At 66.0% G+C, this 15,063-nt stretch carries 16 protein-coding genes and 2 pseudogenes; 10 read left to right on the forward strand and 8 right to left on the reverse strand.

Annotation, left to right across the window (positions count from 1 at the left end; all coding sequences use genetic code 11):
- The first annotated feature begins 187 nt into the window (after positions 1–187).
- A complete protein-coding gene (locus G3I17_RS06305) occupies positions 188–835 on the forward strand; it encodes a class I SAM-dependent methyltransferase (protein WP_164594922.1) in 648 nt (215 codons plus the stop codon).
- On the opposite strand, the gene G3I17_RS06310 is transcribed toward G3I17_RS06305, so the two are convergent.
- Positions 801–1,262, reverse strand: coding sequence for a DDE-type integrase/transposase/recombinase (locus G3I17_RS06310; protein WP_164594923.1), 462 nt, complete (start codon positions 1,260–1,262; stop codon positions 801–803). The genes G3I17_RS06305 and G3I17_RS06310 overlap by 35 nt on opposite strands.
- Between G3I17_RS06310 and G3I17_RS40475 the strand changes: the two genes are divergently transcribed.
- The 5 genes from G3I17_RS40475 to G3I17_RS06340 all read left to right on the forward strand — a co-directional run bounded on the left by G3I17_RS40475 (position 1,250) and on the right by G3I17_RS06340 (position 6,067).
- On the forward strand, positions 1,250–1,921 hold the full coding sequence (locus G3I17_RS40475; RefSeq protein WP_239062215.1) for a hypothetical protein: 672 nt from the start codon (positions 1,250–1,252) through the stop codon (positions 1,919–1,921). The genes G3I17_RS06310 and G3I17_RS40475 overlap by 13 nt on opposite strands.
- Positions 1,922–2,040: 119 nt before the next feature.
- The gene (locus tag G3I17_RS06325) at positions 2,041–2,691 is read left to right on the forward strand and encodes an RNA polymerase sigma factor (protein ID WP_164594925.1); all 651 of its coding nucleotides are present in this window, start codon (positions 2,041–2,043) and stop codon (positions 2,689–2,691) included.
- Positions 2,688–3,782, forward strand: coding sequence for a CU044_5270 family protein (locus G3I17_RS06330; RefSeq protein WP_164594926.1), 1,095 nt, complete (start codon positions 2,688–2,690; stop codon positions 3,780–3,782). Before G3I17_RS06325 ends, G3I17_RS06330 begins: the two co-directional genes overlap by 4 nt.
- Before the next feature lie 1,044 nt (positions 3,783–4,826).
- Positions 4,827–5,417 carry a sigma-70 family RNA polymerase sigma factor gene (locus G3I17_RS06335; protein WP_164594927.1) on the forward strand — a complete coding sequence of 197 codons (591 nt, stop codon included), beginning with the start codon at positions 4,827–4,829 and terminating at the stop codon, positions 5,415–5,417.
- Positions 5,414–6,067, forward strand: a complete 654-nt coding sequence (locus G3I17_RS06340; protein ID WP_164594928.1) for a hypothetical protein — start codon at positions 5,414–5,416, stop codon at positions 6,065–6,067. Before G3I17_RS06335 ends, G3I17_RS06340 begins: the two co-directional genes overlap by 4 nt.
- A 55-nt stretch (positions 6,068–6,122) precedes the next feature.
- On the opposite strand, the gene G3I17_RS42005 is transcribed toward G3I17_RS06340, so the two are convergent.
- Positions 6,123–6,527: a DUF305 domain-containing protein gene (locus tag G3I17_RS42005; protein ID WP_164594929.1), complete on the reverse strand. Its 405-nt coding sequence runs from the start codon at positions 6,525–6,527 to the stop codon at positions 6,123–6,125.
- Between G3I17_RS42005 and G3I17_RS06350 the strand changes: the two genes are divergently transcribed.
- On the forward strand, positions 6,481–6,789 hold the full coding sequence (locus tag G3I17_RS06350) for a dihydrofolate reductase family protein (protein WP_203589801.1): 309 nt from the start codon (positions 6,481–6,483) through the stop codon (positions 6,787–6,789). The genes G3I17_RS42005 and G3I17_RS06350 overlap by 47 nt on opposite strands.
- Here G3I17_RS06350 and G3I17_RS06355 read toward each other — a convergent pair.
- From G3I17_RS06355 to G3I17_RS06375, 5 genes are read right to left on the reverse strand one after another with little or no spacing between them, the layout of a single operon-like run.
- A complete protein-coding gene (locus G3I17_RS06355) occupies positions 6,786–7,211 on the reverse strand; it encodes a S26 family signal peptidase (protein ID WP_203589802.1) in 426 nt (141 codons plus the stop codon). The genes G3I17_RS06350 and G3I17_RS06355 overlap by 4 nt on opposite strands.
- On the reverse strand, positions 7,211–9,106 hold the full coding sequence (locus tag G3I17_RS06360; RefSeq protein WP_239062217.1) for an ABC transporter ATP-binding protein: 1,896 nt from the start codon (positions 9,104–9,106) through the stop codon (positions 7,211–7,213). The genes G3I17_RS06355 and G3I17_RS06360 overlap by 1 nt, the downstream gene beginning before the upstream one ends.
- Entirely contained in the window at positions 9,103–9,651 is a 549-nt protein-coding gene (locus tag G3I17_RS06365; RefSeq protein ID WP_164594931.1) for a hypothetical protein, read from the reverse strand. The genes G3I17_RS06360 and G3I17_RS06365 overlap by 4 nt, the downstream gene beginning before the upstream one ends.
- Before the next feature lie 10 nt (positions 9,652–9,661).
- Complete coding sequence (locus G3I17_RS06370) at positions 9,662–10,210, reverse strand: MauE/DoxX family redox-associated membrane protein (RefSeq protein ID WP_164594932.1); 549 nt, start codon at positions 10,208–10,210, stop codon at positions 9,662–9,664.
- Positions 10,211–10,264: 54 nt separating this feature from the next.
- On the reverse strand, positions 10,265–10,456 hold the full coding sequence (locus tag G3I17_RS06375) for a hypothetical protein (RefSeq protein ID WP_164594933.1): 192 nt from the start codon (positions 10,454–10,456) through the stop codon (positions 10,265–10,267).
- Between the two features lie 210 nt (positions 10,457–10,666).
- Here G3I17_RS06375 and G3I17_RS40485 point away from each other — a divergent pair.
- Positions 10,667–10,849: pseudogene (locus tag G3I17_RS40485) on the forward strand (MFS transporter); the annotation flags it as partial.
- A 418-nt stretch (positions 10,850–11,267) separates the two neighbouring features.
- On the opposite strand, the pseudogene G3I17_RS40490 reads toward G3I17_RS40485, so the two are convergent.
- A pseudogene (locus G3I17_RS40490) lies at positions 11,268–11,452 on the reverse strand (transposase); the annotation flags it as partial.
- A gap of 833 nt (positions 11,453–12,285) precedes the next feature.
- On the opposite strand from G3I17_RS40490, the gene G3I17_RS06390 reads away from it, so the two are divergent.
- Both G3I17_RS06390 and G3I17_RS06395 read left to right on the forward strand, forming a co-directional pair.
- Positions 12,286–13,488 (forward strand): MFS transporter, encoded by a 1,203-nt coding sequence (locus tag G3I17_RS06390; protein ID WP_164594934.1) that lies wholly within the window; start codon positions 12,286–12,288, stop codon positions 13,486–13,488.
- A gap of 470 nt (positions 13,489–13,958) precedes the next feature.
- Positions 13,959–15,038 carry a hypothetical protein gene (locus G3I17_RS06395; protein WP_164594935.1) on the forward strand — a complete coding sequence of 360 codons (1,080 nt, stop codon included), beginning with the start codon at positions 13,959–13,961 and terminating at the stop codon, positions 15,036–15,038.
- The last annotated feature ends 25 nt before the right edge of the window (positions 15,039–15,063 follow it).

Genomic DNA, 15,063 nt, shown 5'->3' on the forward strand with positions numbered 1-15,063 from the left:
ACCACCTCTGCCGTGCGTGTGGCTGCCGGAACGCAACGCACTGTAGGAGGGGGTACCAGAAAAGTGGCGGAGCATGGCGCCTTGGGGGTGCGCACCTGACGGGAACTAGGCATTTGCCTTATGTATTTGGCGCCGGCTTACGGCAACCGTGGGAGACGCCGAATCTGGTGAGAACAGGAGGCACACCATGTCCGCGACCGGGAGCACCGAGTCGACAAGTCACGCGTTCCGAGGTGCGATTCAGCGGAATCAGCGAACAGTCGCGGCCTATGAGGGCGAAGCACGAAACTACGCGCGCCTGTGTGGATCTGAGCTGCCCGCCCAGAGCGAGAAGACGTTGCGCACCTTCGTCGCCGCGCTTCCGCGATTCGGCCGGATTCTTGAGGTCGGGTCTGGCACAGGCCATGACGCGGACTTCGTTGAGCACCTCGGGATCGAGGTTCGACGGACGGACGCCACTCGCGCCTTCTGCGAGATTCAGGCAGAGCGCGGGAAGCAAGCCGAGCTATTGAATGTCATCACCGACGATTTGGGCGGTCCCTACGACGGTGTGATGGCACTGTGCGTTCTGATCCATGTGGACCCGGTACAGTTCGAGGCCGTCCTCGGTCGGATCCGAGACGCGCTTGCGCCAGATGGCGTGTTCCTTGCATCGATGCGGGAGGGCACGGGCGCCGAGGTCTCAGGCCCGTGGTTCACGGCACTGTGGCACGAGCAGGACCTCACCGCTGCGTTTGAAGGAGCCGACCTGCAAGTCGAGTGGACATCGTTCCACATCGATGGTTCCGGGGATCGGTGGCTTACCTACATGGTGCGCCGCACGGAGTCGTCTTGATGACGCGACGGGGAAGGATACTGTTCGTCGCCCTGGGGCGGCGGTGGATCAGGTCGGTTTTCAGGGTGGAGAAGAACGATTCGGCCACGGCGTTGTCCCAGCATTGGCCTCGTCGTCCGACCGACAAGACGACGCCCAGATCCTTTGCCAGGTTGGCGTATTCGGTGGATGTGTATTGGCAGCCGCGGCCGGAGTGGAACACCACCTCGGGTGCTGGGCGGCGCCGGTTGACCGCGTCGGTGAGGGCATCGGCGACCAGGTCTGTGCGTAGGTGGTCTGCGACTGCCCAGCCGACTACCCGGCGCGAGGCGGGGTCGATCACGGTGGCGAGGTAGAGGCAGCTTTGCCAGGTGTGGATGTAGGTGATGTCGCCGCACCAGCGGGGTGTCCAGGGCTGCTGGCTGGTTGGGGTCGATGGCGAAGTCACGGCCGATCAGTCCGGGCGGTGGCGGCGGCCGGGTCGGCGATGGTGGTCTTCTTCCATCGTCGTGGGGTGCGGCCGTAACGGTCGATCTGGCGCATCAGGCGCGCTACCTGTTTGCGGGAACACCGCTGCCCCTGGTCTGGCAGTTCGTGGTGGACTCGCGGGGAGCCATAGGTCTGTTGGGACTCTTCGTGGATCTCGACGATCTTCGCGGTCAGCTCGACGTCGCGTCGGGCATGGCGCGATCCGGGGTCGGCATAGTAGGCGGAACGGGAGACCTAGAGCAGCTCACAAGCCCTGGCGACGTTGTGATTGCCGGCCTTTTCCGCCTCGATGAACGGGTAACAGTTCACCGGGTCTCCGACGTCACGTTCAGCCTGCTTCAGCTATTCACGCACCGCGGTCTGAGCCAGATCGAAATCCTTCGCGACCTGACCCACCGACCGATCACCGCGCTGACACAGCCCGACGATCTCGGCCTTGAAGTCAGGTGTGAACGAACGACGAGGCCTTGGCTTCGTCTTGCCCATGGACTCCATGATGAACATCCCTCCGGAGCAACCGCTCCTGATCTCGGATGTCCGTCAAACGGGGTAGACCCATCTCGGCAGTCCACGTCGATCACTTCCACTTCCCTGTGGGGACGGGTTCACCCGTGGTGACGGACCAGTACCGGGGTCATGACGTGGATTCCGCAGAACCGTCCGGGCGCCGGCCCAACGGCGTGACAGGCTCCGAAAATGGGCGGGAACCGGATTCGGCCGAGCGGGCAATAACAGGTATGCACCCATTTCAACCCGCCACCGCGGAGGCCGGCCCGATCGTGCCCGTCCTCGCGGGCAGCTTCTTGCCCAAGCTCGGTCCTGAACCCCCGACGGATGCCGAGCAGATCCAGGTCGGTGAGGCGCCCGACGACTTCGCCCATCTGTTCGACCGGCATGCCGTCACCATCCACCGGTACCTTGCCCGCCGGCTCGGCAGCACCGAGGCGGACGACCTGCTCGGCCAGACCTTCCTGATCGCCTTCGAACGAAAACACCAGTACGTCGGTTCGGCGGCCGGCGTGCAGGCCTGGCTCTACGGCATCGCCACCAACCTGATCCACCGCAGACGCCGCGACGAGGTCCGTCAGTACCGGGCCTACACCCGCTCCGAACCGGCCGGCTTCGACCAGCACGACGACCCGCTCGCCACGGAGGTCGCAGCGCGAGTCGATGCCGCCTCAGCGTCCCGGGTTCTTACCGGCGTACTGGCCAACCTGCGACAGGCGGAGCGCGACGTACTGCTGCTCTATGCCTGGGAAGACCTCAGCTACGCCGAGATCGCCGAGGCCCTCAACCTGCCCATCGGGACCGTCCGGTCCCGCCTCCACCGAGCCCGCCGAGCCCTCCGCTCCGCGCTCGGCCCCGACTTCGAGGAGAACCTCTCATGAACGAACTCGACCTGCTCAAGCAGGTACGCAACGACGTACCGGACCCCGATCCACTAGCCCTGGCCCGAGCCCGCCAGCGCCTCCTGACCTCTCCCCCGGTACGCCGCCGCGCTACGCTACCGCGCGTCCTGGTAGCCGCCAGCCTTGCCCTCACCCTGGCCGGCGCCCTCCTGGCCGCCGACGTGGTCCGCCACGACAGCAGCCCTCTGCCCGGCACGGTCGCCGACGCGAGCACCTTCCTCGCCGACGCCGCCAGCTTGTCCAGTGCCAATCCCGACGCCCCGATCCCGGCCGGGCACTACCGCCAGACCACGATTCAGATGGTCCGGATCGATTCGTTCGGAACCAACCCGGGCCAGCGGGCGTCGCTGTACACCCGGATCGACAAGTGGATCCCGGCGGGCAAGAGCAGGCAGTACCCGACAAGGGTCGACGAGAACTTCAAGGTGGACTTTCCGACCCCCGAGGCCCGGCAGGCGGCCCTCAAGCTGGCGTCCTATCTGTTCGTGGACGAGAAGCCCAAGTTCTACCTCGACCAGCAGTGCGGGAATCCCACCCTCGTGGTCTCGAGTAAGCGGCCGGGCGGCGCCCGGGACACGTTCTGCAAACCCAGCTGGAGAAACCCGACCCCCGAGTTCCTCGCCCGCCAGCCAAGGAATCCGGATGCCCTGCTGACCGCGCTGCGCAACAACACCGAGTCGGGGGCCGGGACGCTCGAGCCCGATGAAAGAGCCTTTTGGCACATCTCCACCGGCCTGGGCACAGGACTCGTACCGGCTGACCTGCGTGCTGCCCTCTACCAGGCGGCCCGCAAGATCCCGGGAATCCAGCTCCAGGCCGACGTACGTACCCTGGACGGCAGACACGGCCGCGCGGTCGGCTTCGAAAGAAACGGGTACCGCAGCGACATCATCATCTCTCCATCAGACGGCAAGGCCATCGGCTACCGACTGGTCGTCACTCGAGACCACCCAGGCAAGCCCACCACCGACAGCGCAGGCCACCCCTACCAGGTCCTCCGCGCCGGCGACATCGCCCTCGAGACCTCCATCCTCACCCGCATCACCCCCATCCGCCCGCCCACAAAGTGAACCCACCACACGCCGCCCACCCACTCCCGTCATACGGGGTGGGTGGGCGGCGAACTGCCCTAGGCTATGGCAAGGCCTCCGGGGCTCTGTGATGCCTGGCGTGACCTTTCAGCTGCTCGAGAACCGCCCTTCGACCTGAACAGCTGGACTGAGTGGAGTTAGGTCGCCGGACCCATTCTTCTGGCGAGCTGCCGTACCGGCGGTGCTGATCGCTTGCCTCGGTGGAGGAGGTCCATGACGAGTTGCCGGGCCATGGGCCGGTTGTGCACGTGGGCCGGAGCGAGCCGTTCGGCGGTGAGGAGAGCATCGGGTGCCGCGTCGTCTCGGTGGACCATGGCGAGGCTGCGAGCGCGGCAGGTCCAGTCTTCTGCTACGACAACGGCCGCCAGATAGGGCTAGCCGTCAACCGAACCGAGGGGCAGTCCCGTCAGCAAACCTCGAATGGAGACCCCGATGAAGCGACGTGTCATTTCGGCGGCTGTAGCAACAGCGGGATTGCTCGGCAGTGCCCTGGCTAGGACGGCAGCCGTAGTTCGTGATCTGGCGGTGTGGCGGTCCCGGACGTAGCGCGGCCACCGTTTGATGATCTCGGGTTGTGTGGGCTCAAGAAGATCTCGCGGTGGCCGCGGGGCAAAGCATAGAGCCTGGTCGTTGGCGGGTGGAGTTTGTTGGGTTGATGGTGCGGATCGCGTCTCGGTTCGCGCGAGTGGAGTTGCGGCGGCTGGCGCGGGATGGGGTCGCTGGGTTGATGTCAGGGTTGGCAGTGAAGAACTGCTGGACGCTGGCGGAGCGGCGAAGCTGCCGGTCAAGAGCAACCAGCGTCGCCGTGCGGGTCTTCGCCGTCGCTCTTCGACGGAGAGATCTCCCCGGATGCTCGGGTAGATGAGGCGCAGGAAACCTGCCAGGCTGCGGCAGATGAGTGGAATCCCACCTTCTCGAAGAGCTGCATCCGGCACGGCTGCAAGACGTTCGACGGGGCGGCAGTCTCGATGAGCGACCTGAGGCCGGGATGTAAGCGAATCTCTGCTGTGGGGATATGAGGGTGTGAAGCAAACAACACCAGGCGGGCAGTTCGAGCAGCTGTACCGGGCGAACTACGAGGCCGTGCTGACCTACGTCGTCCGCCGGACGGTGGGCGTGGAGGCGGCTCGCGACGTTGTCTCGGAGGTGTTCGAGATTGCGTGGCGACGCCGCGACGAGATCCCGGCCCAACACGTACTGCCGTGGCTGTACCGGGTTGCGGCCAACCGGCTCGGACATCGGTACCGCAGTGACCAGCGCGAACTCCAAGCGCTGCGACGGCTCGCCACCGAGACCGCCACGGACAGTGCCACGCGAGGCCCCGCGGAGCAGGTGGAGGCGGCACATGCGCTGGCCGAGGTGACCACGGCGCTCGGCCGACTCGGCCTCAAGGATCAGCAGGTCCTGCTGCTCAATGCCTGGGAAGGTCTCTCCGGCCACGAGCTGGCTGTCGCGCTCGGATGCTCCACCACGGCGGCCGGAGTTCGGCTGCACCGTGCCCGGCGACGGCTCAAGTCCGCCGTCGGTACCGATCGTGAATCTTCCACCCCGCCGGTAGTCGGCCCCGCGCCCTCCGTCGACGGACCCGTTCAGAGAACAGGACACAGCTCATGACGCGTATTTCGAGGATGGACACACTCCGCAGCAACGATCCCGCCGCCAACGCGGCACCCTCGCTCGACGCCCGTGCCGAGGCCGACCTCCAGCGAATTATCGGCATCCCAGCCGAGGGGGGCTCAGTCGGTGACGTCCGGCAACCCAGTCCGGTACGGCGGTCGCGGAGGCGTCTGGCCGTCGCCGTCGCGGCGGGTGGTGCCCTGGTGGCCGGCATCGTGGTCGCCGCACCCCTGGTAGGTGGCGGGGAGACCGCCTCACCGGCGTACGCGGTGACCGACGCCGGGAACGGCAAGATCACGGTCACCATCTACCGGGCCGAGGATGCCGACGGACTGGAACGCCGACTCGCCCAGGCCGGGCTCCGGGCCGAGGTCGTCTACTTCCCGCGCGGCATGCGTTGCGAACGGTCGCCGCGGGGTGTTGGGTTCGACGGCCAGTGGAGCAGCGCCGACAACTGGGACGGACAACGGTCGCACGGAATTTCGTACACGCTCAAGCCGTCCGAGTTCAAGGACGCCACCTTGGTGATCGAGCAATCCAACTCGAACGCAACGGCGCCAGGGCAGCCGACCGTACTCTTCAGCAACAGGATGGGCTTCCTGAAAAACGGCACCTTCGGCCCCTGCGTTCTGACACCGATGCGCTGACCGTTGCCGGACAGGCACCAGTCGTCCTCGCCGGCATCCTTGGGGAGGCGGGCGATCACGACTGGTGCCTGCTTGGTTGGAGCGACGTTGCAGTCCTGCCCCGTAGTTCGTCGGCGTTCGGCGTGTCGACGACGAACCGCTCCGGCAGATCCGCCCGGCTAGTACGGCAGCCGTAGTTCGTGATGTTCATGCTGGTCAGCCAGCCCGACAGGGTCTTGATCTCGGGGTCCTGTGCGGCCTTGATCGCGGTGGAGAGCTTCTTGACCTCGGCTGTGGTCGCCTTGCGGGCCGCCATCGTTGCCATCTGCACGGCTTGCTGGTGGTGGGGGATCATCTGGGTCGCGAACGTGACATCGGCGTCGTTGAACCCCCCGGCCGGCGCGGGGGCCGGCGGGAGCGAGGTGCTCGGGCCGGTGGCTTTTGAGCCGTGGTTCGCTCCCGACGCCGACGAGCGGATCATCGTGCACCGCACCGTCGACGGTCTGGTCCAGACGCTGGAGGACCGTGGCGCCAAGCGGGTCTACGCCGACGGCGGCCGGGTGATCCAGACGTTCCTGCGAGCCGGCCTGCTGAAGGAGCTGACCATCACGGTCGTCCCCGTCCTGCTCGGCCAGGGCATCCCGCTGTTCGGCGAGCTCTGCGCGCACGTCGCCCTCACCCACAACGCCACCCGCACCCTCGGCGCCGGCCTCACCCAGTCGGACTACACCGTCAAACGCTAGAAGAGCGCCCAGCCGACGGCGATGCCGAGAAGGCTGTGGGTCTGGAAATAGCCGGTGGTGCGGGAGTCAAAGCTGGCGGTGGGGTTGTCGCCGAGCAGGACGAGTCGGCCGGCCGGTACTACGTCGTCGGGGGCGTCCCGGAGAGCTGCTACTTCGTCGCGTGGCACCGGGTCGCCGGGGAGGGCGACGAGGCGTTTCACCAGCCACTCTGGGTCGCCGGGTATGGCGGACGGGTGGGCGACCACGATGATCTGCCCGCGTTGCAGCTGATCCGGGCCAGCCCGTCGTACCAGGATCCGCTCGCCGGCTTGGAGGGTCGGCGACATGCTGGTTCCGACGACTCGGACGCTGACATAGCGACGGCGTACCGCGAGTACAACCGCCGCCAACGCGACCACAGTGCCGAGGCGCCACGGGCTCATCATCTGGTGCTCACGTCCTGGTAGCCCTCCGACTGAAGGCTGAACAGCCGGGCGTACTCGCCCTCGCTGCCGATCAGCTCGAGATGTGTGCCCTGCTCGACCACCCGGCCCTCCGCCAGTACGACGATCCGGTCTGCGTCGCGAACGGCTCCCAGACGGTGCGAGATCAGCACGCTGGTGGCGTCGGCGCGGTGCTCGCGGAGTCCGCGATGGATCTGGTGCTCGGCTTCGGCGTCCAGCCCGGAGCTGGGCTCATCGAGGATCAGCAGGTCGCGGCGATCGCGCATGAACGCCCTGGCCAACGCCAGCCGCTGACTCTGCCCACCGGACAGCATCGTGCCGACGCCGGCTTCGTCCTCTTCCGAAATGAAGGCCCGGGACAGCAGGGTTCGATAGCCGCGCGGCATCGCCTGGACGGTCTGGTCGAAGCCGGCGCGGGTGGCAGCAGCTTGGACCCTGGGCTCGTCGGTCAGAGCCGGCAGGTCGCCGATGCCGATATTGTCCGCAACGGTCAGGTCGTAGGTCATGAAGTCCTGGAAGACCGCGCCGATCCGGTCGCGCAGGCTTTCGACGGACAGCTCCCGCAGCTCCTGGCCGTCCCAGGTGATCGTGCCGCGGTCCGGGTCATAGAAGCGGCAGAGCAGCTTCACCAATGTGCTCTTCCCGGCTCCGTTGAGACCGACCAGCGCCAGCGACTCACCGGCCCGGATGGTGAGGTCGACGCCACGCAGTACCCACGGCTGGTCGGGTCCGTAACGGAACCAGACATCCCGCAGCTCGATCGCGGTGCGCAGTTCCGGGACCGGCCGGGCGTCAGGCGCTGACGTGAGATCCGGTTGGATTGTGATCACGGCTTGGTAGTGCTCGTGGGTGATCAGCGATTGGTTCAGGAAGCCAAGTTGCCCGACCAGGGCGCCGGTACCGGCCAGCACGCCGGTCAGCGCCGCGACGAAGGCGGACACGTCGCCCACGCTCAGCTGACCATTGCCTGCAGCAACGATTGCCCAGAGGACGCCGGCACCGCTGACCACCGCGGACAGGATGCCAAGCAACACCTGGGCCCGCAGCTCACGCCGGTCCAGGCTGCGGCGCTGACCGTCGGCCTTGCCGAGTTCGGTCAGCATCCGGAGGCGGAAGAAGTCGCCCAGGTTGAGCAGCCGCAATTCCTTCGCTGCCGGCAGCTCGAGTTGTAGGTCGGCGTAGAACATCTCCCGGCGCTCGACCGGACTGATCCGCCAGAGCATCGTGGCCCGGCTGCGACTCAGCCTGAGCTGGGCGATGAGAGAGGGCAGACCACCGACCACCGCGACGGCGGCGAGCATGGGACTAACGGCCACCAGTACTGCGACCAGGCCGATCAGCGTGATGAGGCTTTGAGCGACCGCCAGTACGCCGTCCACGGTCTGCGCCGGGCCGGATCGACCCGCCTGTTGCGCCATTCTCAGCCGGTCGCGGAAGGCGGGATCCTCCATGCGAGCGAGGCCGGTCAGCCTGCCGGTCGCGAGGTAGAGGTCGGACAGCGCACGACGCCCGGTTCGCCTGCCGACCTCGTTGTGGAGATAGCGCTGTGCGGGCGGCAGCAGCGCGGCCAGGAAGCCGAGTGCGACCAGCCCGATCCCGCTCCAGGGCACACCGTCGCCGCCGAGCGCGAGACGGTCGAGGAGCCGCTTGAGGAACCAGACCGACGCCACCGGGAGCAGCGCGCTCACCACCGTGATCCCGAGATAGCCGATCAGCCGCACCCCCGAGGCAACCCACGCCAGCCGGTACGCCGTACCGATCCCCGCCACCCACCTGAACCGCCGGCCGGCCCCGGATGCAGCCGCTTCGTCGGGTGGGGCTGAGCTGTCTGGCGGGCCGAGCGCGTTGGGTGCGGCCTGGTCGGGTGGGGTCAAGGGCGGAGGGCCGAGACCTGGAAGTCGGTCGCGCGCAGGTCGCCTTCCTCGACGATCGCGAACGCCGGGAACCCCTTGATCCCGAACGCCTTCTGTACCGGCCCGTCCTCGTCCTCGCGGATCACCAGCACCTCGGACCGCCCGGCCAGCAGCTCCTCGACGTACGACGATGCCGCATCGTCATCGGGGCCGGCGACGACTGCCAGCACCTGAACGTCGGCAGGCTCGCGCTCGGCGGTGACGACGAAGGGAATGATCTGCTCGCGACAGGTCGAACAGCTCGGCGAGAAGAACCCGACCAGGCTCCGGCCGGCGACGGGCAACTGGACCGCAGTACCGTCGATCGTCACGGCGTCGACGCCGGCGACCTGTTCGCCGAGCTCGAGGGTTGTGGGCCGGACGTCGTTCGCCGGGATGCCCTGGTGGGGGTGCGGGTGCTGGCTCGCCGGTTGCTCGCGCAGTCTGCGGATGACACCGAAGGTCAGCACCAGGTTCAGCAAGCCGATCAGACCGACCAGCACGACGGCAGCGGACAGAACGGACACTTCAGCCTCCTCAGGCTGGGGCGGGGTGGAACAGTTCGGCCAGATCCTCCAGCCGGATGATCAACAGCGCACCGATCGCACCGGCCACGAGCCCCACCAGCAGACCTCCCGGTGACGACGCCTGACCGGATACGGTCGATGCCAGAACCGCAATGACCACCAGGGCGCTGTTCCGTGCGACGTGCAGTCGCCCGAGCGGACGGTTGCTCGCACCGAAGCAAGCGCAAGCCACCTTGCTGTCCCGCGCGACCGCGATCGCGACCCCGGCGGTCAGGATCGCCAACAGCACCGCTGCCGCGAGAGCTGCCCATTGCACGACGGCCAAGGTGCCTGGGAGCTTCGCAAGGCCTCCCGCGATCGCCCAGAACATTGCCGCAGTCAGCCCCACCTCCGTCGCCGGCAGCAGCACGGCAACCGGCCGGACCCATCGCGCCGGGAGCAGCGGCCGCAAGGAGAACGCAAACGACCGCCACGCGACCGTACTACGAACCTTCCCGTACGCGGAGGCCGCGAAAACCGTGCCCAGCAAGGCGATCAGGGCCATCGAGGTGCCGGTCAAGGGTCAGTCCGCAGTACAACCGAGGTGTCCTGAGGACACGGTGCGGTTCATCAGTCAGCAGCTGACGCAGCCGATGCTGGTGGTCCGGCTGCAGTCACAGCTGGTCCGGTAGAGGTGCGCTCTCCGGCTACCGCACCCGCCGCAGTAGCCGACGTACGTGTCGCCACAGGGGCACGCACCAGCTGTCGCCTTCGGAGCCACCGCACTCACCATTCGGTCGGCCAGCCGTTGCACTGTCTTGCGCATCGATCTCTCCTTCCTGACCCACCGCCGATCTGGCGGCGTCCCGGCGAGAGTCTCACAGCGCGTTGCCGCCTGAAAACACTGTGAAAGCACAGGCTCAACAGTTCCCGGTGAGTCAAATTCGCTTGCCTGGGCGGGGCGGCGCGAGCAGAATCGATTCTTGTGCCTGGGCCGCGGAGTTTGTTCGCCGATGTGAGCCCGTTGCGGGAGTCGGTGGAGTTCCGGTGGTTGTGGGCCGGTCAGTCGCTGTCGTCGATCGGCAGCATGATGACGATGGTCGCGGTCGCCATCCAGACCTACGACCTGACCGGCTCGTCGGTCGCCGTCGGCCCGATCAGTCTGGCTTCGCTGGTGCCGACGCTCGTGCTGGGGTTGTTCGGCGGGTCGATCGCCGACGCGGTCGACCGGCGGCGACTCGTGCTGCTGACCGGCAGCGGGTTGAAGGCGGAGGCATCGCCGATCTCGAGGAGGATACGGGCTGCGGTCCTGACAGCGATGCCGGGCACCGAGATCAGGGCCTGGTCAAGAGGGTGCGCATCAAGGACTTCCTCGACCTCAGCCACGACGGTCTTCCTTTGTGCCAGGACGGTTTTGAGGCTCTCGGCCAGTCGCGGCAGGACGGCGCCGGCAGCGATGGTGCCGGGAACGATGACGGACTGTTGGTCGATTGCGGCGAGGATGTCGTTGACGAGTTGGTACCCATCCGTGGGCGTGTTTGGTCGCGATCGCGATCAGCTTGCGGCAGATGGCGGTACGGATGCCGGTGGGTCCGCCGCACCCGACGGGGGTTTGCCAGTACTACGGAATGGGTGGCTTTCGGGCCTAGCGCGCTCGCTCGAGGGCGGGATGGATGCCGGTGAGCAACCCGCGGATGCCGCTGCTGATCCGGGTCGCGTCGGCGGCCAGGTCGTCGTCATAGCCGACCAGCACGTCCAGTTCGGCCAAGGCATCATCGCCGGTGTCGAGGCGGCGCAGCGCGTGCGGCAGGGTGCGGGTCGATGGATACCTTTGGAAGTCACACAATAATGGAGGTTCCTACGGCGCTCCCTTCCCACCGGAGGCCGGTCCTTGCCGTATCTGAGTGAGCACAAAGATGCCATCGAGGTCAATCAGGAACGTAGTAGGTACGTCGAAGGTAGCGCCGCGCCCGGGCCTTGTGGTGTCGGGCTAAGGCTGGGTACGGCTTGAGTAGCGGTCAGGTGGCCCCGTTCGCCAGTCAAGCTCGGCGAAGCCGCTGGGCGTAAAACGCTCGATGAGCGTGCTTAGAGAGTTGCTCGACGATGACACGACGCAGCTGGCTGACGACCTCGGTCATGATGGCGCGACGCAGCCTCGTTGAAGGCGATGGTCCGTATCTTCTGGTGTGTTCGGCCGCGACGCGGTTGCCGAACCGGAGCTGGGGAGGTGCCAATGGCCGAACGCGAATGGTAAGCAGGATCTCGAAGCTTGACACGGCAGACTTGTTTGCCGCTGGTCCGAACTCAGATACGACTGTTCAGGCGGATGGATGATTCGCAAACAGGCGCGCGTCGCTGGCAAGCTGTTCTGGATCGCGCGACGGTTGAAGAAGATCTGCTGCGAAACGAGGAAAGGCGCTCGACCGGGTAGTGCCGGTCGGGCGCCTTCCTGCGCTCACGAGATGCAGTGCACGATAGTGGACTTCTCATAGCCCATAGCCCATAGCCCATAGCCCAGATCTAGAGATCGCGGTCAGCCATCGGAGGAACCTTTCTCTTGGGGAATCGACAATTGAACATATGATGGCCGTCACCGCTTTCAAACCGCCTTCATCCCGTAGGTGAGATGAAGGCGGCGCTGCTTACCATCGGCAGATGGCCAGCCGCCGTCCAATCGTCCGCGAGGTAATGAGCATCGCCGAGTTTCGAGCGTTGTGGCTCGCGCACGCGCAATCTCGGCTCGGGGATCAAATCGGCCGGGTGGCGATCAGCATCCTCGTGTTCGAGCGGACTTCCTCGGCAGCGCTGACGGCACTCGTGTACGCCACATCGCTCTTACCGCCGCTCATCAGCGCACCTCTGTTGACTGGGCTCGCGGATCGTTTTCCGCGACGGACGCTCATGGTGGTGACCGAGGTCTGCCGTGCGGCTCTGATGGCCGTCATGGCCATTCCCGGGCTACCACTCGTCGTGACGGCCGGATTGCTGGCCATCGTGGTCAGCGCTCAACCGCTCTACAGCGCTTGCCGCAACTCGATCCTGCCATCGGTACTCGCGGGCGAGCGGTACGTCGTTGGCGTCGGACTCACAAGCGCGACAGACAGTCTGGTCCAAATAGTCGGCTTCGCCGGCGGAGGGTTGCTGATCGGGCTGACCGGTCCGAATGCGGCGTTAGGCCTCAACGCGCTCACCTTCCTGATCTCGGCAGGTCTGGTGCAGAGTCGCGTCGGAATCCATCGTCCAGATATCGCCATGCCGAGATCCTTGAGTCGTTCTCTGGCTGAGGGTGTACGGCTGATCTGGGGCGATCGTCGTTTGCGCTGCCTTCTGGGACTGCTGTACCTGTACGGCTTGTATGTCGCCCCCGAAGGGCTGGCTGCGTCCTTCGCTGCCGGCGAACACGCCGGTCGTCACGCCATCGGCATCTTGATGGCGGCCGATCCTATCGGCGCGATGATCGGATCCTGGCTGGTGATCCGCGTGATTCCTGCGGAATGGCGTCACCGGATGCTAATGCCTCTGGCCGCAGCATCTGGAATCCCATTGGTGATGAGCGCTCTGTTCCCCTCGGTGCTTGGTGCCGTCATTCTGTGGACCCTTGTCGGCGTCGTGTCGTCGTACACCCTGATTGTGCACACGATGTTCGTCCGCATGGTCCCGGACGGTCAACGCGGGCAGGTCATCGGCCTGGCTTCTGCGGGCCTCCAAGGCGCCCAGGGTTTGGGAATCCTTTTCGCCGGAATTCTCGCCGACCTGACCACCCCAGCGACTGCAGTAGGTATCGTGGGGGCAGTAGGCACGCTCCTGGCCATTGTGATCGGGCTGGTTGGTCGCGGCCTGTTATCGGCGCGGACATGAATGCGACCAGATGGGGCCTTTTGGTGGTCTGTGGAGATAGGCGCGAGGCTGACCGTATTGTCCAGGACGCATTCTGCAAGCTGTACCTGGCCTAGCCGAAAGGTGCGACGGCTATGGAATCCGTACCTGTACTTCCGACTGACGGTTGTCAACTCAGCCTATGACCGTAGCCGCCGCCCGTGGAGACGAGACGCCTCGACGGCTGAGGTGCCGAATGCCCTCCACAGCCCCCAAGCCAACGCGTCTTGCGCGGTCCTGAGGTACTACGAAGGCTCGTCCGTCAGGCAAGACCGCGGAGATGCTCGGAGGGGCACGGCGAAAGGCCAGACAGTACCTACTTCGACAAGGCGGGAAGGTCGTCAAAGTGATCGAGACAAAGTGACCTTCGGGCAACGCCCCCTTCGAGCAACGCCCCCTTCGGGTCGAATAGGGCGATTGACCTATGCGATCCGCCGTGGTTTACGCACAGCATGGTCGAACAACGTGTGCATCCGCACTCGTGGACCGTTGTCGGAGGCATCCCGATGAATCAGCCGCCAGATTGGCCGACGCTTCGCCACGCAAACGGGTCCGCAGAAGATCTGCCGGTCATCTTGGACCGGATGTCGTCCGCGAGCCCGAGGGATTGGGATGTCCTCTGGTCGATGCTGTGCGGCCACGGCATCGTCTACTCGGCGAGTTTCGCCGTGCTGCCCTGGCTGGCGGACTGGATCGATGCCGAGGATCCCGATGATGTTTTGCAGGCGGTCACGCTGGCGGGCGCGATTATCGCGCGAGCGGACCAGCCACATGGAGCGGCCGACGTCCGCACGCAGTACGCGACCTCGATCCGACGTCTGCTGTCCCGCGAGCACGACCTGCTGCAGTCGCCCGCCGCTCGGCAAAAGCACGATCGCCTGCTTCGGGGCAGGATCGGTCCCAACTGGGAGAATCCCGCCGTACCTGAGTGGGTCGAAAGGAACACCCCCCGAGACCCCCCCCGAAACGCCCTCCGAACCGTCGTGCGCGATCACGTCGCGCCACTGCTCAAGGAGGCCGGATTCGCCCGGTCCGGGCACCGCTTCACGTTGACCAGAGACGACGGAACCCAAGCGTGGGTGACTGTTCGTTCCTACAAGCTTGGTTACTACGAGGCCGAGTTCCACGTGGATGCAGGCATCTGGCCGGCGGGACTGGACGCGCTGGAAGAAGGCACGGGCATCACGATGGGGAACACCTGGACTCATCACCTGACCGAGCTTGGGGATTCGACGGAGACCTGGGGTCTCGATCTCGACGACACCGCTTCGATCGTCGTTTTCCGCGACCTGCTCTGTGGGCTGAGAGACCGCCTGCTCTGGGCGACTGCTGATCGACGGAATCTGATAGCCCTCCTTCGAGACCCCGCCAACCGCATGTACCCCCGCGAGCGGGCTTGGCTGATCGTCGTGGCGCTCTATGATCTCGGGCCGTCAGTCGATCTCGAGGCTGCGCTGCAGGAGTGTGAGGAGCTCTCTCCAAACCACCGCGGCCTGCCCTGGATCCGCCGGCAATTGGCTGACCGAAGGTGACTCCTCCATCTCAGCGAACGGTTGA

Origin of the sequence: Streptomyces sp. SID13031, assembly GCF_010548305.1 — a bacterium.
Lineage (GTDB): Bacteria > Actinomycetota > Actinomycetes > Propionibacteriales > Kribbellaceae > Kribbella.